This is a genomic window from Dorea sp. YH-dor226 (assembly GCF_039832105.1).
Taxonomy (GTDB): domain Bacteria; phylum Bacillota; class Clostridia; order Lachnospirales; family Lachnospiraceae; genus Dorea_A.
On the sequence record NZ_JBDOHS010000013.1, the window covers coordinates 1 to 26726 of the forward strand.

Here is a 26726-nt window from a genome sequence, read left to right on the forward strand (position 1 = left end):
TGGCACTAAAATTTCTTCTCTGTCTGGACATGATAATGAATCCTCTCTTTCATACTGATTTTAGTATATCAGATTCATTAAAATCTGTCCGAAAAAGTGTCTTAATTTATGAGACCATTATACTCTCCAAGAATGGAAGAGATCGCATTCACTGCATGAAATGCGGTCGGACTCTTTTTGATAAAATCAAACAAATCCGTTATCATATTTTCACACATTATAGTTTCCTCTTATTGAATATTTTCTTTCTGGTTTTCTTTCTTTGCGATCTGTGGCATTAAAACTCCAAGCGCAGTAAGGACAACCGGTGTAATCACATTCAAGGCAAAAGTAAACAGATCATCACTGTACATACCCAGGAAACAGCATACTGCTGTGACTGCAAAACACCATCCTACAAAGAATTTGGCTACTTTCTGATTCTGAACAAAATGATATTCCGCAGGAATTCTGTCAAATGCTTTTCTAAGCGCCAGATAAGCCACAAACACCCATAACTGCCATTGCAATCATACCTTTCGGGAACCCCTTACTCGGATTTTCCACTTTATTAACATATGGAGATATTTTCTCACATCCGCCAACTGCAAAAACCAGAATCGATAAGGATGTGAAATACGCAACATTAAAGTTCGGTATTAGCATGTCCCTGCCAATGACAGCAGTTTCTTCAGCGGATTTAATCCTCTGCTTGCAATAAAACAGCCAATTAAGAATACTGCGAGTGACGCTAATTGTACATAGAGTGTCGGAAATGAATCATAAGTTTTCGCATTGCGAAATACCATCCAGCTAAGTGCCTTAAGACTTCCACTACCCTTGCTTGCGATATAAGTAATATGACAGGCAAAATAGATAAATCCATTCAGAACATTTCCAAATCCCCATACTGTGGAAAATCCCATCATAGCCAGAGCTGTCCATTTTATCTTTTTTGAATCTGACATATCCTTTTCCTCTTTCATATCTTGTGTTTACGATATCCTGTTATGCATCTGCATAAAGCTTAAGAATATCCTTTGTAATCTTTACCACAAGATCCATTGCTTCAACTGTAATATGCTCATATGGTCCGTGATATGCATAACCACCGGTTCCGAGGTTCGGACATGGCAATCCTTTAAAACTGAGTCTTGCCCCATCTGTTCCGCCACGAACCGGAGAAATATTCGGTACAAGTCCGACATTCACAAAAGAATACTGAATAGAAAATGCCGAATCCAGCATAGACTTATCCTCATACATACGTCCTTGAAGTGCGGACAGATTTCCTTTAAAGAAACCAGTACCAATCGCAATGATAATAACCATAAAGCTTACCATTGACGCATTCGAAGCCTTCCATCCAATTAAATATCCCATTCCCATAATAATTGCCCCAAGAGGAATTGCATATCGTGCTCCCAGCCAATGGTCGCAAATATAACCTCCAATAATCGGTGCAAGATACGTATATGCCGTCAGATTTGCAGCGATAATTGCAGCTTTTCCTGCATCAATTCCCAGACCGCCTTCGGCAGCTACCGTAATGAGGAATAATAAAAGGATCGGTTTTGAGCCATAGTATGCAAGTCTTTCAAATGTAAACGTTAAATTACATACATAAAATCCTTTCGGGTGTTTTTCTTTTCTGTGTTTTCTCCCATGTGTTTCTCTCTCCTTTTCTTTTGTGATTTTCTTTCAAAATAATTCTCTGAATTAAATTTTATTATTGATATGTCACAAACTCAAACAAGAAAAACTAATAACCAATAAGTATAATTTATGTTCGAAAGCGCAAAACTGCCGGTTGTTCAAATGACTTCAACCGGCATTTTTTCTAATTCTTCATAATATCTTTTATTCTAGATAACACATCATACATCTTCTTTTTTGTTGGATCTTTTCTATAGAATACTTGTATCGACTGTGGCATATCAATGTCTTCAATTTCATAAATTATCCCACTGCATTCCGAAAAAAAATAACTGTCAACAAATGCATATCCATCATTGAAATCCACTTTCAGTTTCATAGTCTCCACATTATCCACATAAGTTACATCGCCACATGTCTCCCAAAACTCCAAACTTCTGTTTTCAATAATACTGCAAGGATACATTTTTGTCCCATATCTTTTATAACCATCCAGATTTTGAATTGTAATTTTGGACTCTTTTTGTAACGTAGATTCTTTTCCTACATATACTCCGATATTATGGCTACTAACTGCAATACTATCTATGTTTTTTCTCTGACATTTTTCATCCAGCCCATAACCAATATACATATCTATAGACCCATCCTGCAAAAGAGCAGTTCCTATAGCACAATCAATCTTACTGAATCGAAAGTCTTCTTCTGTATAATATATATCCAGCATTTCCTGCATCTTTCTCCAGAAAAGTTTATTAATGGAATTATCAATCCCTATTTTAATAATATATTTTTCTTTACACCGTTCTACATCTTTTTCTAACTGTGACTGAATGAGCAGCATTTCTTTTGCTCTCTCGTACACAATATCTCCCAGATCTGTCAACATCAAAACTCCCCCATCTCGGTAAAGAAGCTTTCCTCCAATCTTCTTTTCCAAGTCTGCAATCTGTTGGCTGATAGCTGTCTGAGACACATAATTCTTTTTCCCTGCTTTCGTAAAACTTTTACATTCTACAACATCAACAAAGTATTTGTATTTCCATAGACTCATTTTTCCCCACCTGCATAAAATGATTTTTTCACTGCATCCATCATATAGCAGCAGCACAATATATTCAAATACATATATTTATATATAAATTATATTATTTTAACTATAACAAATAAATATTATATGCAAATAAAAAAGAGACTTAAGATATCTCATTCCTGTCAGATACCTTAACTCTCTTTTTCTAAAATAACTCAAACTATTACTTTCCCTTTTTTGCATCATGGAAAAAGATGCCGGAACATATAAACATTACAATTACCACTATCCATGTCAGAACAGTTAAAGGCAAAGATGTAATGACAAAACATGCAATTAAAACACCAATTACACCCGAAATAATAAGCGGCAATGCTGCTCGTCTGTGATATTTTCCGGCACGAATGAATGGAATACTTCCTGGCGGCATGAGAAATGCACAAGATCCCATCATAATCGGGAATGCCATATCCGCGCTTAATCCCAAAAGGAGACATAATGCCATACATGGTGCATACAAACCGACTCCAACCATCATAAGAGCGCCAAGTACAAAATTAGCAACAACTCCTATCACAAGTTTCGGTCCTCTGAGAATGTTCGCTGTTCCAACAATTCCAAATGGACCAAATCCAATTAATTTGCAGATCATAATAATTCCAAGTGCAATCATTGCAAACCCAAGTGCAACTCGCACTTTGTTAATATCCCATTTTGAAATAACAGATGCTCCAACTACTGCCCCAACAATAGATGCAACAATCATAAGAACTAACGTAAGCGGATCAATCTCCACTCTCTGAATAAAAACAAATGCCTCTACAGCAATCGGAACAGCATATGAGACGTTCATCGTCCCCGGAATAAGATCATCTTCACAAGACTTTGTAAATTTAAATGCTGTTGTTGATGTTGCAAAGCTTCCGATGCCAAGTGTATCAAAAAAGTTGGCAAGAAGCCCGATCAGAAGAACAGGGACTGTTTTCATTGGCAGATGTTCTTCTTTGTGTGTTGCCACGTCTCGCACAAGATAAACCATATAAACAACAGTCATAATCCCCAGTGCAAGCAATAAGATTTTTGCGATATTCATTTGAAAACTCCTAAAATTATAATGACACCCATAATAATATTGTAGTAAATATTTATTCACCGTTACTATCATATAACAGGAGAATCATATATTCTAATACCTATATCTATATATGAGTTATTACATTTTAACTATAAGAGGTTTTAATAAAATTGTTCTGATTCCTGCAACACTCTGCTTTCCCAGTCATAAAACTGGCTTGTATTTCCATAATCATATACATTCTTATTCTCATCAATATATCTGATCATGACACCGTCTTTAAAATATAATCGATGTTCTTCCGTCCCATTAAAGACGAATGCAAAATACAATACTCCATCATGGAAATAGTATTCTCGTGAATAGTTCCATCCGTCGGTTCCATTATTTAAAACAAATTTTTCGTCACTTTCGGTTGGAGAATAATACCACGAACGAATTTGTTCCACTTCCGCTTCCACATCCAGATTATCAAATGCATGATTCTCTTCCTCTGTCAGATCAGAAGAAGCTGGTTCATCATCGTTGCTGATGATCTCCTCTTCTACTTCTTTTTCTACTTCCTTCTCTGCATCCTTATCCGCTTCCTTTTTAGCTTCCTTTTCTTCTTGTATTTCACTCAAATACTCAGACTCTTCTTTCTTGTTATTAAAATGAGCCACAATCAAACCGGCCACAAGCGCACAACTAATCAGACCCCCCAAAAAGATGATAACAAATTCTGTCCTTGATGGCTTTTTTAACTTACTTGTGTTATTTTTCATGTAAGATTCTTTCTCTTTCGCATTCGAAGCGCCACTGCAATCCTGCTGATCGACTAACTGTGCCCCACACTGTGTACAATAAGAACCTTTTTCATATCTTTTATTACATACAGGACATATCTTCATTTCTGCTCATGCAATATGCATTTCCTTCCCTTCTGGTTTTCTTTGTTGATATTATTGAGTATATGAATATCATAAACCAGTAAAATCTTATCACAAACAAACAGACTTCTCAATATCTGTACTGCCGTTTTCCGGAATCTATTCTATCGATCCCTCCAGTTCTTTCCATACAAAGAAGCAGGCCCTATAAACCTGCTTCTCTTTCTTCTATTCTGTTTTCGTAGCTCCCGGCACCCATTTACCTGATGCATCCACATAGTACTTTCCGCCGTCTACCCATTCATCTCGAGCAACTGTTCCATCTTCTTTCAAGTAGTAGTCTCCTACCCATGCATTTTGAACTCTGGCTCCATTCGAATCGAAATAATATAACTCAACATGTACCCGTGTCCAGCCGATCTGCATTGCTCCGGATTCATCAAAATAATAAGTCTTTCCTCCAAGTTTCAGCCAGCCGGTCTTCATCTTTCCTTTTGGATCTGAATCCGGCATGCCGTAATACCAGATACCCTTAACTTTATACCAGCCGGTCTGTACTTTTCCGGTTGTCCCAAGGTAATACCAGTTAGTATAACCGTCCTCGTCGACCAGTTTCAACCAGCCCTTCTGATATTTGCCGGTTTCTCCTACATAGTAATCACCGATCCACGCATTCGTTACTATCTTTCCGTCTTCTCCGAGATAATAACTGCCTGCCCATGCATTCTTAACCATTGCCCCGCTGGATGCAAAGTAATAATCACTTCCATCGATGACCTGCCAGCCGGTCTGCATTGCTCCGGATGCGCTGAAGTAATACGTTTTGGTTCCGATCTCACGAAGTCCTGTTGCCATCAGACCCTTGTTTTCTGATTTCGGATCTCCGTAATACCACACATTTTTCCACTGATACCAGCCGGTCTGTACTTTTCCGGTTGTTCCAAGATAATACCAGCCTTCTTCCAGCTTGATCCAGCCTTTCTGATATTTGCCGTTTGCATCTACATGATAGTCGCCTACCCATGCATTTGTTACCATCTTTCCGTCAGATCCCAGATAGTAATCACCTTGCCATTTGTTCTCTACGCGATATCCACTTGCATTGAAGTAATAATAGTCACCGTCGATCAGTTTCCAGCAGCTCTTCGGATAGGTTCCATCCGCGTTGCGGTACCACCATCCCTTGCTGTCATGCTGCCATCCTCCGACAAGCCTGATCACATAAGTGTCATCCGTAAAGCTTGTATGTGCAGGATTACTGGTTGTAACCTCTACCACATGAGATCCGTCTTTGCCCATATTATTCAGGAACGGCTTCTCTCCTACGATCCGGATACTGTTCGGGAAATGAACTGTTTCCAGCAGTGCCTCTTTGAACGCATACTTGCCAATAGATTCCACACCTTCTTCAATCACAAGTTTTGAAAGTGTCGTGGCTTTATAAGTTCCCTCAAATGCGGATTCCCCGATTTCTTTTACATTACCGGGAATCGTAAGTTCAGTCAGGTGATGTAAGTGGAATGCCTTTTCCCCAATCTTAGTTACGGATTCCGGAATCATCAGTGAAGTCAGCCTTGCTCCGGCAAACGCCGTCGCACCGATCTCAGTTACAGTATCCGGAATCGTGACATTCTCTAATCGGATATTCATGGAGAATGCACCCTGTGGAATCACGGTAACACCTGCGGAAAGCTTCAGTTCTGTAATATCATTGGTTGCAAATGCTCCTCCTCCGAGTTCTGTTACGGTATCCGGAAGTTCCACTTTTACAAGATCATTTCCATAGAAAGCACTTTCTCCGATCGATGTCACTCCGGTCAGATCCACTTCTGTAAGTGCATTCTGTGAGAATGCCTCTTTTCCGATCACAGTCACATGTTCCGGAAGATTTACAGATATCATTCCGTTTGGAGAATCAATGCCAAATTTTGTAATAATAACTTCCTCATCCGGGATCTTGAACGCGCCATCCCCAATTGCAGTGATATCCTTACCATCCGGTGTCTGATCCGGAAGAACCAGTTCTCTTAACGTCGTTCGTTTTGCCTGTCCGCTTTCGGACCAGCCGGTAATCGTTGCGGTCTCCTCATCATATGTAAAGTCGTCTTCTGTCCAGCCGGTACCTACCATCTTATCATATACCACAATATGAGAATAATTATTCGCAAATTCTGTATTGCAGATCTCTACCGTCTCTTTATCAGATGTTTTTAATACAACAATCGGATCTGCAGGAGTCTTCGCATTTCCAAAGATACAGTCTGCAGCTTTATTGGTTGCGGATAACACAACCGTACCCGGAAGTTCTATCTCTGAGATCTGATTTCCCATAAATGCTTCCTTACCGATTGTCACAAGCCCTTCATGTAAAGTAACGCTCGTAAGTGATTTTTCCAGTCCGGTCTGCGTAATCTTAAATGCAGAAGTTCCGATCGTCTGCACACTTCCTGGAATCTCAACTTCTGTCAGCTGATGATTCTGGAATGCGGTATTTCCAATGGATGTAAGTGTATCCGGAAGTGTCAGGTTCTCCACATGTGTTCCTGTAAACGCAAGATTTCCAATGGTCTTCACACCTTCCGGAATCACAAGCGTTTCCAGTTTCATATCTGTAACCGTTCCTGCATTAAATGCGGACTGTGGAATATCCGTCACATTTTCGGAAAGCTTCACGCTTGTTAACGCGCCGCTTCCTGTAAATGTTCCGCTTCCCATGGTCGTCACACTGTCCGGAATGGATACAGACGTCAATCTGGAATTCTGGAATGCTGTCTGTCCGATCTCCAAAAGTCCATTTGGAAGAACGATCGATGTCATCTCTGCTTCATAAGTGAGACTTGGATTTAACGCAAAAGTCCATTTTCCAATCTTTGTAAGAGTCTTTGGAAGCAATACGCTTTCCGGTGTATAATTCTTGTCTTCTTCTGTATAGACAAAGATACCCGTCAAATTCGTTCCGTCGCCCAGCGCTGTGATCGCCTCACCCGTCGGACCTGCTTTTGGAAGTACCAGTGCAGGATTTACCTTGATCTTTGCTTTTCCCGCATCAGAAAGACCTGTGATCGTAGTTCCGGCTTCGTCGTACGTATAATCATTCACATTCCATGGAGCCTGTTCATCCGGAATCGTTCCAAAGATGATTTCCTGTACGTTAGAGGTTCCTTTGGTCTTATAATCCACATAATCCCCTGCTGACTTCGCATTCAGATACAGATATACGAGTCCGCCTTTTTTCTCAGCAGAAGTTCCCTCGGTGATCTCTTCCATTCCTGTATTCTGAAGGAATGCCCATTTGTGTAACTTTTCTGTATTTGCAGGAATCTGAACTGCTTTGATACTGTTGACTGCGAAAGCCATGTTGTCTGCCTGGAAGGCAAAGTCTGTCTCTGCCGGAAATTCCAGAGAGGAGATACTGTTCTTTCCAAATGCGCCGTTTCCTACCATCATAATGGATTTCGGCAGTTTCACAGTCGTCAGCTGATTGGTATTAAATGCATTTCCTCCAACATAGATCACGCCATCCGGCAGTTCAAGCTCTGTCAGACTGTTTTTCTGGAATGCACTTGATCCGATGAAAAAGTCTCCTCTTTCCGTAAGCCCTTTGCCGGTCGTTTCCCATGTAGAATCATCATACGCAGCCTTTACATTTTCCGGAAGTGTCAGAGATGTGATTCCTCTGCTCTTGAAAGCACTGTCTCCGATTCCCTGTACTTTCTTTCCATCCGTATCTTCCGATGGAATGACAACTTCGGTATTCTCTGCAATCTTCTTTTCCCCTTCTTCAGAGAATCCTGTCACTACCCATACATGAAAGTTTGCTGTGGAAGAGTACTCTGCCGCCGGGTAAAGTGCAAAGCCCTGCTCTCCATATGTAAAGTCTTTCGTCGTCCATACGGATGCATCCGTCAGATAGATCTCATGATAATCGGAATCCGGGAAGTTCTTGGTATCCTCATATTGAGACTGCGAAGATACGTATACTTTCGTAACGGTCGCCTCTGTGCCGTCCGAATACTCTTTCCGGAATGTATTCTTATTGATCTTGGTTACGGTAGTTGGCAGTGTGATCTCTGTAATCACCTTATTTCTGAACGCATCTGCTCCGATGGTTTCCAGTCCTTCATACAAGGTTACCGTACAAGGAGTTGTAAGATAATTCTTGGTTGAGAAAGCATAAGATCCAATATCCTTTACCGTGGAAGGAATATTGATCTCACTGAAATTATTTCCTGAGAATGCACGGCTTCCGATACTGGTAACACCTTCCGGGATCTCGATACTTGTCAGGTTCTCCATCCAGTTATCCGCATCGCTGCAGCCAAATGCAGATGCCGGAATCGCAGTCAGACCTTTCGAAAGGATGATCCGCTCCAGCTTCGGATTGGTCGCAAATGCTCCGGACCCGAGAGATGTCACAGAATCCGGCAGTACAACACTTGTAAGATTATTCGTCTGGAATGCCACATTTCCAATCGTAGTCAGACTATCCGGGAATGTCACTTCTTCAAGTCCGTTATTCTGAAATGCAAAATTACCGATGACTTCCAGTTCACTCGGAAGATATACCGAATCAAATCCCTCACCTTCCGCTCCGAACAGACCATAACCGCCGGCTGCTGCTGCCGCAATCTCTGTAATATACTCTCCGTCTTTATTCATATCCGGAAGTACCAGATCTTTGTTCACAGCTCTTTTTGCGATACCGGAATCAGAAAGCCCCGTGATTACGGTTCCTTCGATCACAAAATCGTTCACATTCCATGGAAGATCCGGATTCTGCGTTTCCTCCGTTCCGTCATTAACGATCAGTTTCTGTACATAGGACAGCTGAGCCGCAGTTGCCTTTTCTGTATGATGAATGCGGTCTTTATTGGCAAGATCTGCATTATCTGTATACATGTAGACTACACCGGCGTCATATGTGACACCATCAACAGCATATGTTTTGTAAGTATTCTTCGCATCTTCTGCAATCGGTTCCTTGCCCGTATTCCATGCAAACACATCTTTATTGACAACCTCGGTATAATCCGGAAGTCTTACGGACGTGATAAAGTTTTTTGCAAAAGCAAGGCCGTGCATTTCAAGCCGGAAATCACAGGTTGTCGGAAAATTAACCGTCGTAATCCGGTTACTTGCAAACGCCATGGTCTCAATCCACCAGATGGTCTTAGGCAATTTTACCGTCTGAATCTGATTGTTATTAAATGCAGACGGAAGGACTGCGATCACTCCCTCCGGCAACGTAACGGATGTAAGATAATTTCCTGCAAATGCATTCTCTGCAATGATGAAATTACCACGTTTTGTAACGATATTGGTTACGGTATCATCATAATCCACCATCATTCCGGATGGGAATTTTACAGACGTAAGACCTTTGTTCTTAAATGCACTTTCTGCGACTCCGACGATCATGTCCCCTTCGTCGTCTACAGACGGAATCACCAGATCCGTATTCAGGGCAAGCTTTGCTTCTCCGGATTCTGAAAATCCTGAAATTGCTGCCCCTTTAATCGTGATTTCTCTGGTATAGTCACATCCGTATAATAACTTTTCATAGCTTACATATGTAAAGTCTTCGGATGTCCAGACAGAGGCATCAATCTCTTCCTGTGCCTCTTCCTCAGCAAGAACTTCTGCTTCCTGTTCTTCCTGTACTTCTTCCGCTGCAGATTGCTCTTCCCGGACAGTTTCTTCTGTCACGGCTTCCTCATCTGCAGCGTTTTTATCTACTGCAGCATCCCCTTCTGCTGCAGAAGAATCCTTTTCTTCTTCCGTTGTTACTTCCTGAGCATTGACTGCATCTGCACTCTGTGTATCAATGTCTGCGGCAAAAGCCGTACTTGCACAGGACAAAAGCATGATCAGGCTCAGCAGTAACGCAAGAAGTCTTTTTCTCGTTTTTTTCAACTTTTTTACCTCCTGTTCACATAGTCCTACCATTTTATAATGATATTACTATTCTACCGCTGAAACCTGATCAGGCATAATCGATATTTTTTATATTTTCACTGCATTTATTTATTCCGTCTATATATCCCTACTTATATCCAAACATCTGGACCCAGTAATATGTCTTTGAACTTCCACTCACTTTCACGGATAACCAATCATGTTATAATTATTTTACATCATTTTCATCAAATGGATCTCCGCATTCCGGACAGAATTTCGGCAGTCTTTCTGGATCTTCCGGTTCCCATCCACAGGCATTACACCGGCACCTGTGGACTGCCACCGGTCTTTTTGCACCGCACTCCATGCAGAAATTCCTTTGATTCGGCGTTCCGCATTCCGGACAGACCCAGCCTTTCTGCTCCTCTTTGACACAGGATTCTTCCGCTCTTCCCAGAGGTTCGGCCCTGCCTGCTTTTTCTGCCATATTCATACCCATAAAGGCCATAACAGCTCCTGCGCCTTCGTTTGCTGCGGCCGCCTTCATAGATTCTACCCGGGCATCCACCATGGAAGCAGCCGCCATAGAAGCTTCACGATACACAGCTTTCTTCTGCATCTCTTTAATGATCGCCTCGTCCTCCTCTGAAACCCTGAGTCCGGATACTCCGATAGATGATATCTCAATTCCTCTCGTATTCATCCATTTTTCAGACAACACTTCATTCAGGACTTCTGCGATTTCCAATGTATGTCCCGGAAGTTCACTGTAACGGATTCCTCTTCTGGATATCTCTGAAAAAGCCGGATGCAGGGCTGTCAGAAATTCTGATTTCAACTGTCCCTGCAGCTGTTCCCGGTAGTATACCGTTTCCACATTGCCACATACGTTTTTATAGAACAGGATCGGATTCGCCATTTTATAACTGTATTCTCCAAAACATCTAAGTGATACATCCATATCCAGTCCACTGTTCGGTTCTACAATGCGAAAAGGAATCGGAGACGGTGTCCCATACTTATTTCCGACAATCTCCTTAATATTAAAATAATAGATGCGCTGATCCATGGGTGCTTCTCCGCCAAAGGTAAATCTCTTTCCAAAGGTATCAAACATCTCTCCAATACTTTTCCCAAGATTGCCACAGAACAAAGAAGGTTCCGTTCCTCTGTCATAGATATATTCCCCTGCTTCAGAACATAGATCCACTACCTTTCCCTGTTCTACGACCATCATACACTGCCCTTCATTCACTGCAATCACAGACCCGTCTGAGATAATATTATCGCCGGCATTCTTATTGGCAAAGCGCCCGGACATCCGTTTCTGGCCTTTTGCCACGAGTACATCTGCCGACAATGCATCACAGTAGAAATACTCTTTCCACTGATCCGCAGCTGTTCCGGTGGCCGCTCCGACAACTGCCTGAGGCAGTCTCATACTTCCCGCCGCAGCACCTGCGAGACCCCCTATCAGTATTTTCGTTAATCCCATTTTTTCTCCTTTACGTGCTTTTCTTTTGTTATCATTATTTTATCATATCTCCTGGCGAAAACAAACAGTGATTAACGTTTCATACAATTCAAAAGCTTTCCGCACACCTGCCTGCATCTGCAGCCAAATGTATGCTTCATGACCCTGAAGATTCCCCGCATTCCGGATTCCACATCCCATCCAAAACTTCCTGACCGGTACAGATAATCACCGGGACAGGAAGCACCGTCTTTCAGCTCCATGTCAAAGCGATTTCCAATGCTGATACCGCCCCGGATCGCAATTTCTCTGGAAAGTGAATCATCCGGCTGCTCCTTCCAGAGATGACCGTGGATCACAAGGGATACATTTCTTGGCTTATCTGCAGGCATCATCGTCCGGAAGATGACCCTGTCTCCCGGATAACCTTTCCACACCGGTGTTGACGGATCTCCATGCACTCTGCTGCTGAATACCTTCCAGATTCTGTTGTCATATGCCAGACGATTGGCAAATCTTTCCGAATGATAGTTATATCCTTTTTCACCCGTATCCTCTGCATCCACCATATCTTCTCCATCTGCCGATGCGGTTTGTATCAGCTCTCCTTCTTTATCCAGAAGGCGGATTCCGTTCTGAATAAAAAGTACATACTCCCGGAAACTTTCTTCTCCCGGTGCTGTGATCACTGCCTGTTCCGCAAATGGATTCCGTCTTCTTGTAAAATTCTCATACCAGCATGCCCCCGGCGGTTCCACAATGACTGCTCCGAAAAGTCCATGATACCGGTGGTTTCTCAGATCTCCAAAAGACTGCAGGATACAGGTCCCATATTCCCGGTCCGCTTTCCACAGATAACGTTTGCTCTCACCGATTCCAACCGTCTGCTCTCTTGAATTGTATCCGACATTAATTCCGGAATCACAGACCGGATCATACTTCAGAAACTACGGATTCAGTGAAACTCTTGTGGATGGCTTATGCCGCCGGTCCAGAGGTACCCTCGGATAATCATAATAGGGAATCGGCTGATCCGGATTCCATATGTTATGAAGTGTAACTTCAGCTAGTCTCCTGCATTAGCACGTAAAATCAGTGGTTTCGGCTGATACTTCCCGGACTTCAGAAGCTCTACATCCTGAAGCGGTACAAAGATCAGTCCGTCGGGGTCATGATCCCCATACCGATTATATGTAATTCTTGCCTGGACAAGCGCTATCTCAAATACACGGACTTTGTCACAATCTCCCGGCAGATCACAGTGCTCACACGACGTTTCACAATGCTCTTCCGGTTTTGCCGTATGACAGGGACAAGTATCCGTATACAATGCTCCGGCTGAGGCATGCTTCACAAAATTGGCCTCTTCCAGTTGTGTCGGTTCTTCTGTCATGGATTCTCCATAAGGTCCACATCCCTTCATGAAAATGTGGATACAGATGGCAATGAAATATCACATCGCCGATAACTCCGTTCCTGCTGCCCGCTCCATACAGAATATCCAGTGTATAACACTCCTGCGGACTGATCGTAATCGAATCAATAATTGTAGAAACCGGATTGTCTCCCTCCAGTCTCCATTGATGGTTATGAAGATGGAATACATGCGTTTCTTTGATGCCTCCGTGAATCAGCCGGATCTTTGCCGGATCTCCCACATATGCCCGAAGAATCGGCGGGGCCGGATCTCCATAGACCCAGGAACTCATGGAAATATCTTCTCCGGAATCCACCGGGTCGTGTGACAGAGGCATCCGGTTTCGCATCGGTTCAGAGCGATAGCTGATTGCCGTTGTAGAAGACGGAAGTCCTGTTCTGTGATCCATAGGAGGATTCCCGTCTCTGTCCAATATTTCCAGCTCATCGTGAAAAAACACAGTATATTCCCGAAATGCCGGTTTTCCGGGCGTATAGACATCTGCCATATCATGAAATAAAAAAACACCTTCCGTATTCGCATACCAGGTGTATATAATCTCATTCTCTGTTGTGCTGTCTATATTATATCCTGTGCAGGTTCCGTCTGCAGACGCCACATCATAGGACAGTCCCTGCACATGGATAGAAAGCCTTCGGTTCTATTCATATCTTCTCATTAATACAGATACTTTTCTGCAATTTTCCTGAGCTTTTCCGGATCTTTTGCATACCACTCTTCAAAAGTCAGTTCCTCTGCCTGAACTGCTTCTCCCAGTTCCACAAAGAATGCCGGCATCTCCTTTTGAAGCATCATGCCCCACGGTTCTCCAAATCGTTCCTGCCCCTGAACATCACAGCCGTTGACATGGAATGTAAATGCTGGTTCTGCCACATTGTTCACTCGCTTGGCCCCGCCATGAAATCCCAGTGTGCCGATCTGGTGTGTACCACAGGAAGACGTACATCCGGAGATATGGATCCTCGGCAGTACCCCATCTGCAAAGTCATGTTTTCTCACTTCTTCAATAATGGATGCCAGTGCCCCCTGTGAATCACGAAGTCCTACCTGGCAGATGGTGCTTCCGATACAGGATACAGATGTCTCAAACAGATTCTGTGCACCATCGGCCGTGACAGTTTCCACTTTCTTCGCCTCATCCCCGGTCAGATTGATCACATAGATCGTTTCATCCGGTGCAATACGAATCTCCACCTGCTCCATATCTCTGATTGCATCATATAATTCCGCAAACTTTGTAACCGGCGGAAGCCCTCCGACCGGATGATAAGCAACCGCATACAGTCCTTCCTGCTTCTGCCCGGTGATACGCTTTCCGAATGCCGTACTTCCGTCTCCTGCCTTTGTTACTTCTATGATCTCCGGATGAATCGTAAGATTACCCTTTGCTTTCACTGCCGCCAGTTTTTCAAGATATGCCTCTTTATAACCATCTGTACCCAGCGTTTCCTGCATATAACGGGTTCTTGCTTTTGCACGGTTCTCATAATTTCCATATGCAACAAAAGTATCCACCATTGCCTGTACATAATACAGTACCTCTGCCGGATCAGTTCCTTCCGCAACCTTCACACCCATACGCGCATTATTTCCAAGACCGCCGGCACTGTACACATCAAAAGTTCCGTCCGGTCTTGCCACAAACCCAAGATCTCGGAACGTCGCATGCGGCTCATTTGCCGGAGAGTTAGAAAAACATACTTTTAACTTTCTCGGCATCTTTACCGTCTTGATGATTCCCATCAGATAATCTGAAACAGCCTCTACATATGGAATCACATCGAAATATTCTCCCTTTTCCACTCCGGAAAGCGGGGATGCCATCGTATTTCTCGGAAAGTCTCCGCCTCCGCCACGGGTAATGATTCCGACATCCATTGCTTTTTCCATGATCGCACAGACAGTATCTGCTTCCAGATCATGCAGCTGTATCGTCTGACATGTTGTAAAATGTGCTTTATCCACACCATACTCAGCAATGACATCTGCAACAAATTTCAATTTATCTTTTGTCAGACGTCCACCAGGCAGACGAAGTCTTAACATACTTGCATTTCCGCCTTTCTGCGCATAGCTTCCAAATCCTCCGGAAAAACCTTTGTACTCTTTCATGCTGATTTCTTTCGCATAAAACTTATCTGTCATCTCACGGAACTCCATAAGATCTTCCTTGAATTCTCTGATTAAGTTATCCATACTACAGTTCTCCTTTTTCCTTTTCTATATTCAGGAACTCAGATTCTACCAGTTCCCATATCTCATCTCTGCCCTGTTTTGTTTCCGCAGAGAATGGAATCACCTTCGTCCCCGGCAGAACATTCAGCCCCTGCTTTACAAGCCTGATCTGCTTATCTTTCTGGCTTCTCTTTATTTTGTCCAGTTTTGTCGCAATAATCACCGGCCGGTATCCCTGTGCCACGATCCACTCATACATCATCTTATCATTGGCAGATGGTTCATGACGGATATCGATCAGCAGAAACACAACTTTCAACTGTTTTGACTCATGCAGATAACGTTCGATCAGCTTGCCCCATCTGATCTTCTCCTGCTCCGACACTTTTGCATAGCCATACCCCGGAAGATCTACCAGATATAATTCCTCATTGATATTATAAAAATTAATCGTCTGTGTCTTTCCGGGCGTTGCTGAGGTCCTTGCATAGGATTTTCGATTGATCAGTGCATTGATCAGCGAGGATTTTCCTACATTGGACTTGCCGGCAAATGCAATCTCCGGAAGCGTATTTTCCGGAAGTTTGCTTGTAATACCACATACTGTTTCCAAATTAATGCTTCTGATTACCATATGATTCCCCTTATCTGTCTTCTTTCACTTCCGACACCAGCGCCACATTCAGCACCTCATCCATGTGTGACACCGGTAGGATCTCCAGCCCCTTTGTAATCTCTGAAGAGATCTCAGCCACATCAGTTTCGTTTTCTTTTGGTACAAGCACTGTCTTGATTCCTGCGTTTTTAGCTGCCAGAAGCTTCTCCTTCAGACCTCCGATTGGGAGAACCCTTCCCCGCAGTGTAATCTCTCCGGTCATTGCCAGATCAGCTCTTACCTTCCGTCCTGTAACAGCAGACATCATTGCCGTAGCCATCGTAATTCCTGCAGACGGACCATCCTTTGGAACGGCTCCTTCCGGAATATGAATGTGAATATCATGTTTCTTAAAGAAATCCTCCGGGACTCCCCGCCGGTTGCTCACAGAACGAATATATGTGATTCCGGCTCTTGCGGATTCTTTCATGACGTCTCCAAGCTGTCCTGTCAGAAGGATCTCACCTTCTCCGGGCATGACATTAACCTCTATCTGAAGTGTATCCCCTCCGACGCTTGTCCATGCAAGTCCGCGGACAATTCCGACCTCATCCTTTTCATTGGCCATCTGGTAAGAGTACAGTTCTTTTCCAAGATACTGAGACAGATTTCGCTCCGTCACATGGATCGATTTCTTTTTTGATTCCAGAATTTCTCTTGCTGCTTTTCTGCAGATATCCCCGATTTTTCGCTCCAGCTGTCTTACACCGGCCTCTTTTGTATAATTCCGGGCCATCTTCCAGATTACTTTTTTACTGATCGTAAGCTGCTCCGGCTTCAAACCATGCTTTTCAAGCTGTTTTGGAATCAGATGTTCCATTGCAATATGCAACTTTTCATTTTCTGTATAACTGCCGACTTCGATCACTTCCATTCGGTCAAGAAGCGGTCTTGGAATCGTCTGAAGTGTATTCGCAGTCGTGATAAATAATACTTCGGACAGATCAATCGGAACTTCCAGATAGTGATCCACAAACTTGTTATTCTGTTCTCCATCCAGGACCTCAAGAAGTGCAGAAAAAGTATCCCCTTTATAATCGCTGCTGACTTTATCAATCTCATCCAGCAGCATCAACGGATTCTTAACTCCTGCCTGCTTCATCCCGTTTGCAATTCTTCCCGGCATTGCTCCGACATACGTCTTCCGGTGTCCCCGAATCTCTGCCTCATCGCGCACTCCGCCAAGGGATATCCTGACATAAGGCTTCTTCAATGCCCGTGCAAGTGACTTGGCAATGGATGTCTTACCGGTTCCCGGTGGACCCACCAGACACAGGATCGGCGCTTCTCCCTTCTTGGTCAATGCACGCACTGCCAGAAATTCCAGCACACGTTCCTTTACCTTTTCCAGACCGTAATGATCCTCATCCAGCACTTTTTTTGCGTATGCAATATCTTTATGCTCTCTGCACATTTTATCCCACGGCATTTCAAGCATCGTTTCAATGTATGTCCGGATCACACCGATTTCTGCCGGACTACTCATGGAATTCCGGAAACGTTTGATCTCTTTTGCAAGCTTCTCTTTCACTTCTCCGGATGCATTCAGGGCATCTGTTTTCTGCTGAAATTCATCCGCATCCGACAGCGTGTTGTCATCTCCAAGTTCTTCCCGGATCAGCTTCAGCTCTTCTCTGAGAATATATTCCCTCTGATTCTTGTCAACACGCGCTTTTACTTTTGCCTGAATCTCTTCCTTTACATTCAGGATCTGAATCTCATTGACAATCTTATAGATCAGTAATTCATATCGGCGCATGACGTCCGACTCTTCCAAAAGTTCCTGCGCATCTTCACAGGAAAACGGCATATTTGCCGCAATGATATCAACCAGAGCTTTCATCTCACTTATACTGTCAATCCGAAGAGCCAGTTCCTTGGAAAGCTTTGGATTCTTAAGCATATACTCTCTGAAGACATCCTTCAATCCCCGGATCATTGCTTCAAGATTCATCGGATGCTCCATAGCCCCTGTATCTTCTGCCGACGTATCTGTATCCGGAATCACGGTAACATGTGCCCGAAGGTAAGGATCCTCAAATTCCATTGTATTGATGCGAGCCCTGGCTTCTCCCGATATCAGGACTCTGCTGATTTTCTTTGGTAATTTTACTACCTGCCGTATAGTTGCAATGCACCCGATCTGCTGAATCTCTTCCAATCCCGGATCTTCCGTATCAATTTCTTTTTGCATACTCAGAAATATCTTCTGATCTCCCAGCATCGCTTCTTCGATTGCTTTCAGAGATTTTTCGCGGCTTACATCAAAATGCCTGACCTCTTCCGGAAGAATCACGAGTCCTCTTAAAGCAACCATCGGCAGACTATAAGTCTCTTTTATCATATATTACTCTCCTGGTATAGAACAGGCGGGTACAAACTGCTCCTCTTGCACCCGCCCTCTTTCATATCTCTTGTAAATAATTATGCACTTTCAGACCGAAATCCGGAGTGTTCACATTCCGGTTCACCAAGTCCCTTAACAACATCTTCTGTAATACGACATGATTTTAATGTCTCGTCTGATGGAGCCTTATACATAATATCCATCATAACATTTTCCATGATCGCACGAAGTCCTCTCGCGCCCGTCTTTCTCTTCAGAGAAGTCTCTGCAATCGCTTCCAGTGCCTCCTGATCAAAACTCAGGCGGACTCCATCCAGTTCAAGCATCTTCTGATACTGTTTCACAATTGCATTCTTTGGCTCTGTAAGGATACGGATCAGTGCATCTCTGTCAAGCATCTCCAGCGCAACAGTAACCGGCACACGACCTACAAGCTCCGGAATCAGTCCAAACTTCACCAGATCCTGAGGCAGAATCTGCTTCAGCAGTCTGTCTACATCATCCTCATGCTTCTGTGCGATCTCCGCATTAAATCCAATTGACTTCTGGTCAATACGTTTTTCTACAATCTTTTCAATTCCTTCAAACGCACCGCCACAGATAAACAGAATATTGGTTGTATCAATCTGTATCATCTCCTGATGCGGATGCTTTCTTCCTCCCTGCGGAGGTACATTTGCAACCGTTCCTTCAATGATCTTCAGGAGAGCCTGCTGTACACCCTCTCCGGACACATCTCTTGTAATAGATGGATTCTCCGACTTTCTGGTAATCTTATCGATCTCATCAATATAGATAATGCCGTATTCTGCACGTTCAATATCACCATCTGCAGCCTGAATAATCTTCAGAAGAATATTCTCCACGTCTTCTCCGACATATCCGGCTTCTGTCAATGCAGTTGCATCGGCAATCGCAAACGGGACACCCAGAATCTTAGCCAGAGACTGTGCCAGAAGCGTCTTACCGCATCCGGTAGGCCCGAGCATCAGAATATTACTCTTGCCCAGTTCCACTCCCATGTCCTTCCCGGCCATGATTCTTTTATAATGATTATATACTGCAACAGACAGAACTTTCTTTGCCTCGTCCTGTCCGATCACATAATCATCCAGAAATTCTTTGATTTCTTCCGGTTTCAGAAGATTGATATCAGAGAACGGATTCCAGTGTCTTCCGTTCTCATATTCAAATTCTTCTTCTATAATCTCTGCACAGACATCCACACACTCATCACAGATATACGCCCCATTTGGGCCTGCGATCAACTTTCTGACCTGATTCTGTGTCTTGTTACAGAACGAACACCTGATCTGATCGTCGTTCTTTCCCATTCTCTCACCTCGTCTAAGGACCGGTCCGCAAAATTAACGGCTTGTGATGACTTCGTCTACCAGGCCATATGCTTTTGCTTCTTCCGCAGACATAAAATTATCTCTGTCTGTATCAGCGCTGATTACGTCTAACGGCTGTCCTGTATTTTCCGCCAGTATCTGATTCAATTTCTGACGGGTCTTTAATATATGCTCAGCTGCAATCTGAATCTCCGTCGCCTGACCCTGAGCACCGCCTGACGGCTGATGAATCATGATCTCAGCATTTGGAAGAGCAAGTCTCTTGCCCTTGGTTCCGCCCGCCAGCAGGAAAGATCCCATACTTGCAGCCATACCGATACAGATGGTCTCTACATCACACTTGATGTACTGCATCGTATCATAAATTGCCATTCCGGCAGTCACAGATCCTCCCGGACTATTGATGTACAGATGAATATCCTTTTCCGGATCTTCCGCCTCCAGGAATAACAGCTGTGCAACAATCACACTTGCAGATGCATCGGTTACTTCTTCTCCAAGAAAGATAATTCTGTCTTTTAATAATCTTGAATAGATATCGTAGGAGCGTTCTCCACGGCTTGTCTGTTCAATGACATAAGGTATCACACTCATGTTTACGTCTCCTCCTGATTATATATGCAATTCGGGTTCTATTTTTCCACAGCATTTTCTACTAAGAAAGTAACAGCTTCCTGTACAGCCATATCTTCCTTCATCTGCTTCTTCTCGTTCTCACCCATAAATCCTTTGAGTTTTTCAACTTCCATATTGTATGTTTCAGCCATCTTAGCCAGTTCTTCATCCAGCTTCTCATCTGAGATCTCAATATTTTCAGCCTTTGCAATCGCTTCCAGAACAAGGCGGGTCTCAATACGCTTGATTGCCTGCGGTCTGAATTCTTCCATCATCTTCTCAGCTGTCATGCCGGTAAACTGGAAGTACTGTTCCATGCTCAGTCCCTGAGACTGGATTCTCTGTGCAAAATCATCTGCCATCTGTACAGCCTGAGTCTCGATCATTGGCTGCGGAATCTCATACTCTGCATTCTTAATTGCCTGCTCTACTGCCTGATCTTCCTGTTTTCTCTTTCCTTCAGCAGCTTTCTGCTCTTTAATCTTTGCCTTAATATCAGCTTTGTATTCTTCTAATGTATCAAATTCAGATACTTCTGCTGCAAATTCATCATCAATCTCCGGCAGTTCCTTTGCCTTGATCTCATGAACGGTACATTTGAACACAGCTGCTTTTCCCTTCAGATCTTCTGCATGGTAATCTTCCGGGAATGTAACATTCACTTCAACTTCTTTTTCAGCTTCTGCTCCTACCAGCTGTTCTTCAAATCCAGGAATGAAAGAGCCTGAACCAATCTTCAGCGGATAGTTTTCTCCTTTTCCGCCTTCGAATGCAACACCATCAACAAATCCCTCAAAGTCAAGGATTACTTCATCTCCATCCTGTACCGGACGATCCTCTACTGTGATCTCTCTTGCATTCTTTTCTGCTTCTTCCTGAACCTTTGCGTCGATCTCTTTCTGTGTTACACGAGTAGATACTTTATCTACTTCCAGACCCTTATACTCTCCGAGAGTCACTTCCGGTTTGGTAGCAACATCTGCTGTAAAGATGAACGGTTTTCCTTTTTCAATCTGTACAACGTTAATCTCCGGTCTGGACACAATCTCAAGTTCACACTCATCGTAAGCATCTGCATATGCCTTCGGGATCAGTTCATTTGCAGCATCATCATAAAAGATCTCTGCTCCGTACATTTTTTCGATCATCTGACGAGGTACTTTTCCTTTACGGAAACCAGGCAAAGAGATCTTGTTCTTCTGCTTCATATATGCACTCTGAAGCGCTTTCTCTAAATCATCGGCAGGAACTTCAATTGTAAGTTTCGCCATGTTTTTTTCTAATTTTTCTACCTGTAAACTCATTTATCATTTCCTCCTGTTTCTAACCGGCCTTCTGGGTAGCAAAAAAGGCAGGTATCCTACATTACATTCACTACAGAAGTATAACACAAACATTTATAAATATCTAGCCCCCGATTTCATCTAAACGAAGGATTTTTACAATCAAATTGTCCATGTCATCTTCATTGATCGTATATTCATTGTTTTTCTCCACGGTTACACGAAGAATTACCGTCTGCTTCTCCCCATAATCGGTAGCAAGATAAGCTGTGTCCAGTAACTCATAAGCATGATTTACAATATCATTCAGCACCTGCTGATTAATCTCCTCTTCTGTCCCCTGGTATTCTCCATTTTCCACTTTTTCTGCAATTTTCAGAGAATCCTCTGTCAGCGCATCATAATATTGAACGAACACATCCGAAGGCTGAATCTCAACCGGCACTTCATAGGTATCTTTATCTGTCCTCTTTGCTTCTTCCACCTGATATCGCATGGTCATGAAGATCTTTGACACCAGTTCGCCAAACTGACTGGTCTTCAATTCACTCATCTGAATCTCATTTGTAATATTTCCCGCCACAAAACGGTCAATGGAATCCTGATATATGAGCATTAGCTGCTGCTTGGAGGGCTCCTCCATATATTCCATGGCTGCCTGTGTCTCTCCCTGAAAAGTCAGTGCCAGAACAGCATTCACATAACCGGAGGCATCTGCCCCGCGTCCGCACCCGGTTAACAGAAGCACAGTAAGCATAAGGCCTGCTGCCGCTCTTCGGATTTTTACTCTTTCATATTGTTTCATCAGCCAATCCTCATTAATAGACGATTGCTTCCGCAATTTCTTTTGCTTTTTCTTCTCCTGCCAGAACTTCTACCAGCTTCAGTGCAAAATCAATGGCAGTTCCCACGCCCTGCCCGGTAATGATATTACCATCTCTCATAACCGGGGTACGTGTCAATATCGCATCCTTTATCTGTGATTCTACTCCCGGATAGCAGGTAGCACGTTTCCCCTGAAGGATCCCGATCTCATCAAGTACCGTCGGTGCCGCACAGATCGCCCCGATATATTTTTCTTCTTCTGCAAATCTTAAGAGAACTTTTTTCAGTCCTTCATGCTCCTTCAGATTCGTGGTTCCCGGCATTCCTCCCGGCAGCACGATCATATCGGTCTCTGAAAAATCCACTTCATCAAACAGATCTTCTGTCTGCACGTTAATTCCATGCGCGCCGTGAACGGTAAAATCATCCGTAATAGAAACTGTATCTACATAAATCTTTGCTCTTCTCAACAGATCAACCGCCGTCAGAGCTTCTACTTCTTCAAAACCATCTGCTAACATAACACTTACTTTTTTCATCTCAATCATCCTCCTTAATCAATCATTTTAACACTACTATCCTCAGGTGTACAAGAGTAAGCTTCTGATGTTATACTATAATATGATAATATAACACAATGGAGGTCCGACATTATGGAAATCGAACGCAAATATCTTGTTTCTGATATACCGGAACATCTGGAAATCTACCCATGCCGGCAGATTGAACAGGGCTATCTGAATACCAGCCCGGTCGTGCGTATCCGAAAGGATAACGACAAATATGAACTTACTTATAAATCCAAAGGCCATATGGCACGCATAGAATACAATCTCCCGTTAACAAAGGAGGCTTACGGGCATCTTCTGACAAAAATCGACGGGCGCCTGATTCAAAAAAAGCGCTATATGATCCCAATCTCCTCTGAACTGACCGCAGAACTGGACATCTTTGAAGGGGAACTGGCACCTCTGACTCTTGTAGAAGTCGAATTTTCCTCTGAAGAAGAGGCCAATACCTTCACTGCCCCTGAATGGTTCGGAGAAGATGTAACATTTTCCGGCGAATACCATAACAGCCATCTGAGCCAGATATAATGCAACAATTTGTTGCATTATATCTGATTGCTACGTTTCGATGCATAGATATGAATTTATTGTCCAAATTGCTATACTATCAAGTAAATTCACTTGTGGGGGTACAACATTATGCCGAACGTACAATTGGCCAACAACCTGCGTTATCTCAGAAAAAAACACAATCTGACTCAGGATGATGTATCCAGAGTATTGAACATATCCAGACAGGCATATTCGAATTATGAAACCAGCAACCGGACTCCGGATCTTGATACCCTGATCTGTCTGTCCAGTTATTACCATATTTCACTGGATGATCTGGCATTTCGCAGCCTTCCGGGGATGACTGCGTCTTCCGATACCCTCCGCGAAACTCCCGTTTCATATACTCTTACATCAGATAAAAATACCGGTAATTCTATCTATCTCACCGAAGAAGAACTGAATCTGATTCTCAGATTCCGCACCCTCTCCCGTGAGAACAAACAGATCATTACCGGTTTTCTGCATTCTAATTCCAACTCTCCCGCTGACTAATCACCCAATGCAAATCCATCGTGTACTGCATTCATTGCTTTTTCAATATCTTTCTCTGCAACCAGTACTGTAATACGGATCTCAGATGTTGATATCATATTGATATTTACTCTGGAATTATACAGACATTCGAACATCTTCGCCGCAACACCCGGATTACTCATCATTCCTGCACCTACCACTGAAAGCTTTGCAACATTTTCATTCCAGGTAATCTGCTGGATCGTAAGTCTTTCTTTGTTGGATTCCAGAACATCCAGTGCATTCTGCAGATCATCCGTCGCAACTGTAAATGAGATGTCTTTTGTTCCCTCTCGACCTACAGACTGAAGAATAATATCTACATTGATGTTATTTGCTGCAAGCGTATTAAAAATAGCAAATGCTGTTCCCGGCTTATCTTCTACTCCGATCACAGAGATTCTGGTCGTATTCTTATCGGCCGCCACACCTGTAACTAACAATTTTTCCATATTTGAACCCTCCTTGACTACGGTACCTTCTGAACGGTTCAGGCTGGACCGCACCACTAATTCTACATTGTATTTTTTTGCCATCTCAACAGATCTGTTGTGAAGTACTTTTGCTCCGAGACTTGCAAGCTCGAGCATCTCATCATAAGTAATGGCATCCAGTTTTTTCGCCGTCTTTACAACTCTCGGATCTGCTGTAAATACTCCGTCTACATCCGTATAGATCTCACATTTGTCTGCATGCAGCACTGCTGCAAGTGCAACCGCTGTAGTATCAGATCCTCCGCGGCCAAGGGTTGTAATATCGTCATATTTATTCACTCCCTGGAATCCGGTAATGATCACGATCTTCCGGGAATCCAGTTCATGACGGATTCTTTCGGTATCTACACGTTTGAATCTGGCATTGCCATAACGTGAAGTGGAATGCATTCTGACCTGAAATGCATTTAAAGATACTGCCGGAACATCCAGCGCCTGCATTGCCATCGCCATCAGCGACACAGACACCTGCTCACCGGTCGTAAGGAGCATATCCAGCTCTCTCTTCTTTGCATTCGGATTGATCGAATTTGCCAGGTCGATCAATTCATCGGTTGTATCTCCCATAGCAGAGAGAACAACTACTACATCATTTCCTGCTTTATAGTCTTCAATGCAGCGTCTGGCAACATTAAAAATTCTTTCCTGATTGGCCACAGAACTGCCGCCGAATTTTTTTACTATTAACATGTTTCCTCCTGTAACAAGTGCCCTATTAGTCTATAACCGTCAGACCAGTTTCTTCCGGTTGTGGCTGCTGTTTTCTCGTTGTAAGCGTTCTTTCCTTCTTTACTTTCGGTACTGTCATATAACAGATACGGAACAGGTTCTCCGGTATGTGTTCGCACCTCAATCGGAGTCGGATGATCCGGCAGTACCAGAACGCGGTAATCCTCACCGGCGTCTTTCAGACCATCAACCAATACCCGGAGCACTTCTGCATCAACCTTTTCGATTGCTGTAATCTTATCAGTAATGCTTCCCTGATGCCCCATCTCGTCCGGAGCCTCCACATGAATATAGGCAAAATCATATCCATCCCGGGTAAGTGCCTGCACTGCAGCAGTTGCTTTTCCCCTGTAATTCGTATGAAGTCCTCCATTTGCACCTTCTACAATGATACGGTCCATTCCGGCACCGACTGCAATACCCTTTAACAGATCTACCGCAGAGATCATCACACCTTTTTTGCCGGTACGTTCCTCAAAAGAAGTCAGTGACGGCTTTTTCCCTGCTCCCCAGAACCATGCAGAATTTGCCGGATGAAGGCCCTTCTTTCGGCGTTCTTCATTCAGCGGATGATGATTCAGAATCTCATAACTCTTCTTCATCATCTCCCTGAGCACTGCATCTTCCGGCAGATAATCACCGATTACTTTTGTAAGTATATCATGCGGGGGCGTCAGTTCCACTACTTTTCCGTTTTTCCAGATCAGAAGATGGCGGTAGCTGGTTCCCACATAGAATTCATACCCTTCCTTTTTCAGTCCTTCTTTCAGCGCTTCCATAAGCACGGCTGCATCTTCTGTACTGATCTCGTCCGAACTGTGATCAATCATCGTCCGATCCTCATATGCGCCTTCTTCTTCAGATAATGTTACAATATTACACCGGAAAGATACATCCGTCTCTTCCATATCCACGCCTATACTAAGCGCTTCCAGAGGTGAACGTCCTGTATAATATATCTTCGGATCATATCCCATAACCGCCAGATTCGCAGTATCGCTTCCCGGAGCCATTCCTTCCGGAACCATCGATGCCATACCAAGTTCCGCTTTGGCTGCCAGCCCGTCCATCACCGGGGTAACGGCTGCTTCCAGTGTTGTCTTTCCTTCCAGTTCTTCCAATGGTCTTCCGGCCATTCCATCTCCAAGCACTACAATGTACTTCATGTCCTCACTCCCATTCCTTTTCT

General features: G+C 43.5%; 21 protein-coding genes and 1 pseudogene. 2 read left to right on the forward strand and 20 right to left on the reverse strand.

All coding sequences use genetic code 11. From position 1 onward, the window contains the following. Positions 1–230 precede the first annotated feature (230 nt). The 18 genes and pseudogenes from ABE547_RS10990 to ABE547_RS11075 all read right to left on the reverse strand — a co-directional run bounded on the left by ABE547_RS10990 (position 231) and on the right by ABE547_RS11075 (position 23216). Positions 231–947, reverse strand: a pseudogene (locus ABE547_RS10990) (hypothetical protein). A 40-nt stretch (positions 948–987) separates the two neighbouring features. Beyond that, positions 988–1674, reverse strand: coding sequence for a hypothetical protein (locus tag ABE547_RS10995; protein WP_347378879.1), 687 nt, complete (start codon positions 1672–1674; stop codon positions 988–990). A 145-nt stretch (positions 1675–1819) separates the two neighbouring features. After that, complete coding sequence (locus ABE547_RS11000; protein ID WP_347378822.1) at positions 1820–2689, reverse strand: LysR family transcriptional regulator; 870 nt, start codon at positions 2687–2689, stop codon at positions 1820–1822. Between the two features lie 202 nt (positions 2690–2891). Then, a complete protein-coding gene (locus ABE547_RS11005) occupies positions 2892–3761 on the reverse strand; it encodes a sulfite exporter TauE/SafE family protein (RefSeq protein WP_347378823.1) in 870 nt (289 codons plus the stop codon). A 143-nt stretch (positions 3762–3904) separates the two neighbouring features. Next, positions 3905–4507, reverse strand: a complete 603-nt coding sequence (locus ABE547_RS11010; protein WP_347378824.1) for a hypothetical protein — start codon at positions 4505–4507, stop codon at positions 3905–3907. Between the two features lie 333 nt (positions 4508–4840). Beyond that, on the reverse strand, positions 4841–10525 hold the full coding sequence (locus ABE547_RS11015; RefSeq protein WP_347378825.1) for a leucine-rich repeat protein: 5685 nt from the start codon (positions 10523–10525) through the stop codon (positions 4841–4843). Between the two features lie 211 nt (positions 10526–10736). Next, the gene (locus ABE547_RS11020; protein WP_347378826.1) at positions 10737–12005 is read right to left on the reverse strand and encodes an SPFH domain-containing protein; all 1269 of its coding nucleotides are present in this window, start codon (positions 12003–12005) and stop codon (positions 10737–10739) included. Positions 12006–12076: 71 nt separating this feature from the next. After that, positions 12077–12742 (reverse strand): hypothetical protein, encoded by a 666-nt coding sequence (locus tag ABE547_RS11025; RefSeq protein ID WP_347378827.1) that lies wholly within the window; start codon positions 12740–12742, stop codon positions 12077–12079. A gap of 308 nt (positions 12743–13050) precedes the next feature. Continuing rightward, a complete protein-coding gene (locus ABE547_RS11030; protein ID WP_347378828.1) occupies positions 13051–13338 on the reverse strand; it encodes a hypothetical protein in 288 nt (95 codons plus the stop codon). Next, the gene (locus tag ABE547_RS11035) at positions 13262–14041 is read right to left on the reverse strand and encodes a hypothetical protein (protein ID WP_347378829.1); all 780 of its coding nucleotides are present in this window, start codon (positions 14039–14041) and stop codon (positions 13262–13264) included. The genes ABE547_RS11030 and ABE547_RS11035 overlap by 77 nt, the downstream gene beginning before the upstream one ends. 38 nt (positions 14042–14079) lie before the next feature. Then, a complete protein-coding gene (locus ABE547_RS11040) occupies positions 14080–15618 on the reverse strand; it encodes a nitrite/sulfite reductase (protein WP_347378830.1) in 1539 nt (512 codons plus the stop codon). A gap of 1 nt (position 15619) precedes the next feature. Next, positions 15620–16231: a ribosome biogenesis GTP-binding protein YihA/YsxC gene (gene yihA, locus ABE547_RS11045; RefSeq protein WP_347378831.1), complete on the reverse strand. Its 612-nt coding sequence runs from the start codon at positions 16229–16231 to the stop codon at positions 15620–15622. Between the two features lie 10 nt (positions 16232–16241). Next, positions 16242–18596 carry an endopeptidase La gene (gene lon, locus ABE547_RS11050; protein WP_347378832.1) on the reverse strand — a complete coding sequence of 785 codons (2355 nt, stop codon included), beginning with the start codon at positions 18594–18596 and terminating at the stop codon, positions 16242–16244. An 80-nt stretch (positions 18597–18676) separates the two neighbouring features. Then, the gene (gene clpX / locus ABE547_RS11055) at positions 18677–19933 is read right to left on the reverse strand and encodes an ATP-dependent Clp protease ATP-binding subunit ClpX (RefSeq protein ID WP_347378833.1); all 1257 of its coding nucleotides are present in this window, start codon (positions 19931–19933) and stop codon (positions 18677–18679) included. Positions 19934–19966: 33 nt separating this feature from the next. Further along, positions 19967–20548, reverse strand: coding sequence for an ATP-dependent Clp endopeptidase proteolytic subunit ClpP (gene clpP, locus ABE547_RS11060; RefSeq protein ID WP_235248519.1), 582 nt, complete (start codon positions 20546–20548; stop codon positions 19967–19969). A 38-nt stretch (positions 20549–20586) separates the two neighbouring features. Beyond that, positions 20587–21873 (reverse strand): trigger factor, encoded by a 1287-nt coding sequence (gene tig / locus ABE547_RS11065; protein ID WP_347378834.1) that lies wholly within the window; start codon positions 21871–21873, stop codon positions 20587–20589. A 103-nt stretch (positions 21874–21976) separates the two neighbouring features. After that, positions 21977–22657 (reverse strand): hypothetical protein, encoded by a 681-nt coding sequence (locus ABE547_RS11070; protein ID WP_347378835.1) that lies wholly within the window; start codon positions 22655–22657, stop codon positions 21977–21979. Positions 22658–22670: 13 nt separating this feature from the next. After that, positions 22671–23216: a DJ-1 family glyoxalase III gene (locus ABE547_RS11075; protein ID WP_347378836.1), complete on the reverse strand. Its 546-nt coding sequence runs from the start codon at positions 23214–23216 to the stop codon at positions 22671–22673. Between the two features lie 114 nt (positions 23217–23330). Between ABE547_RS11075 and ABE547_RS11080 the strand changes: the two genes are divergently transcribed. Together ABE547_RS11080 and ABE547_RS11085 are read left to right on the forward strand one after the other, a co-directional pair. After that, positions 23331–23774 (forward strand): CYTH domain-containing protein, encoded by a 444-nt coding sequence (locus ABE547_RS11080; protein ID WP_347378837.1) that lies wholly within the window; start codon positions 23331–23333, stop codon positions 23772–23774. Positions 23775–23885: 111 nt separating this feature from the next. Then, positions 23886–24293: a helix-turn-helix transcriptional regulator gene (locus ABE547_RS11085; protein ID WP_347378838.1), complete on the forward strand. Its 408-nt coding sequence runs from the start codon at positions 23886–23888 to the stop codon at positions 24291–24293. Here the strand turns inward: ABE547_RS11085 and ABE547_RS11090 are convergent. Together ABE547_RS11090 and ABE547_RS11095 are read right to left on the reverse strand one after the other, a co-directional pair. Continuing rightward, positions 24290–25498 carry an aspartate kinase gene (locus ABE547_RS11090; protein ID WP_347378839.1) on the reverse strand — a complete coding sequence of 403 codons (1209 nt, stop codon included), beginning with the start codon at positions 25496–25498 and terminating at the stop codon, positions 24290–24292. The genes ABE547_RS11085 and ABE547_RS11090 overlap by 4 nt on opposite strands. Beyond that, entirely contained in the window at positions 25492–26703 is a 1212-nt protein-coding gene (locus ABE547_RS11095; protein ID WP_347378840.1) for a cofactor-independent phosphoglycerate mutase, read from the reverse strand. Before ABE547_RS11095 ends, ABE547_RS11090 begins: the two co-directional genes overlap by 7 nt. Positions 26704–26726: the final 23 nt, after the last annotated feature.

What these genes read in the sequence shown, in the direction of transcription:
- ABE547_RS11000 (WP_347378822.1), bottom strand. Translation starts at nt 2,689, where the DNA reads ATGAGTCTATGGAAATACAAATACTTTGTTGATGTTGTAGAATGTAAA.
- ABE547_RS11005 (WP_347378823.1), bottom strand. Translation starts at nt 3,761, where the DNA reads ATGAATATCGCAAAAATCTTATTGCTTGCACTGGGGATTATGACTGTT.
- ABE547_RS11010 (WP_347378824.1), bottom strand. Translation starts at nt 4,507, where the DNA reads ATGAAAAATAACACAAGTAAGTTAAAAAAGCCATCAAGGACAGAATTT.
- ABE547_RS11020 (WP_347378826.1), bottom strand. Translation starts at nt 12,005, where the DNA reads ATGGGATTAACGAAAATACTGATAGGGGGTCTCGCAGGTGCTGCGGCG.
- ABE547_RS11040 (WP_347378830.1), bottom strand. Translation starts at nt 15,618, where the DNA reads ATGGATAACTTAATCAGAGAATTCAAGGAAGATCTTATGGAGTTCCGT.
- yihA (WP_347378831.1), bottom strand. Translation starts at nt 16,231, where the DNA reads ATGGTAATCAGAAGCATTAATTTGGAAACAGTATGTGGTATTACAAGC.
- lon (WP_347378832.1), bottom strand. Translation starts at nt 18,596, where the DNA reads ATGATAAAAGAGACTTATAGTCTGCCGATGGTTGCTTTAAGAGGACTC.
- clpX (WP_347378833.1), bottom strand. Translation starts at nt 19,933, where the DNA reads ATGGGAAAGAACGACGATCAGATCAGGTGTTCGTTCTGTAACAAGACA.
- clpP (WP_235248519.1), bottom strand. Translation starts at nt 20,548, where the DNA reads ATGAGTGTGATACCTTATGTCATTGAACAGACAAGCCGTGGAGAACGC.
- tig (WP_347378834.1), bottom strand. Translation starts at nt 21,873, where the DNA reads ATGAGTTTACAGGTAGAAAAATTAGAAAAAAACATGGCGAAACTTACA.
- ABE547_RS11070 (WP_347378835.1), bottom strand. Translation starts at nt 22,657, where the DNA reads ATGAAACAATATGAAAGAGTAAAAATCCGAAGAGCGGCAGCAGGCCTT.
- ABE547_RS11075 (WP_347378836.1), bottom strand. Translation starts at nt 23,216, where the DNA reads ATGAAAAAAGTAAGTGTTATGTTAGCAGATGGTTTTGAAGAAGTAGAA.
- ABE547_RS11080 (WP_347378837.1), top strand. Translation starts at nt 23,331, where the DNA reads ATGGAAATCGAACGCAAATATCTTGTTTCTGATATACCGGAACATCTG.
- ABE547_RS11085 (WP_347378838.1), top strand. Translation starts at nt 23,886, where the DNA reads ATGCCGAACGTACAATTGGCCAACAACCTGCGTTATCTCAGAAAAAAA.
- ABE547_RS11090 (WP_347378839.1), bottom strand. Translation starts at nt 25,498, where the DNA reads ATGTTAATAGTAAAAAAATTCGGCGGCAGTTCTGTGGCCAATCAGGAA.
- ABE547_RS11095 (WP_347378840.1), bottom strand. Translation starts at nt 26,703, where the DNA reads ATGAAGTACATTGTAGTGCTTGGAGATGGAATGGCCGGAAGACCATTG.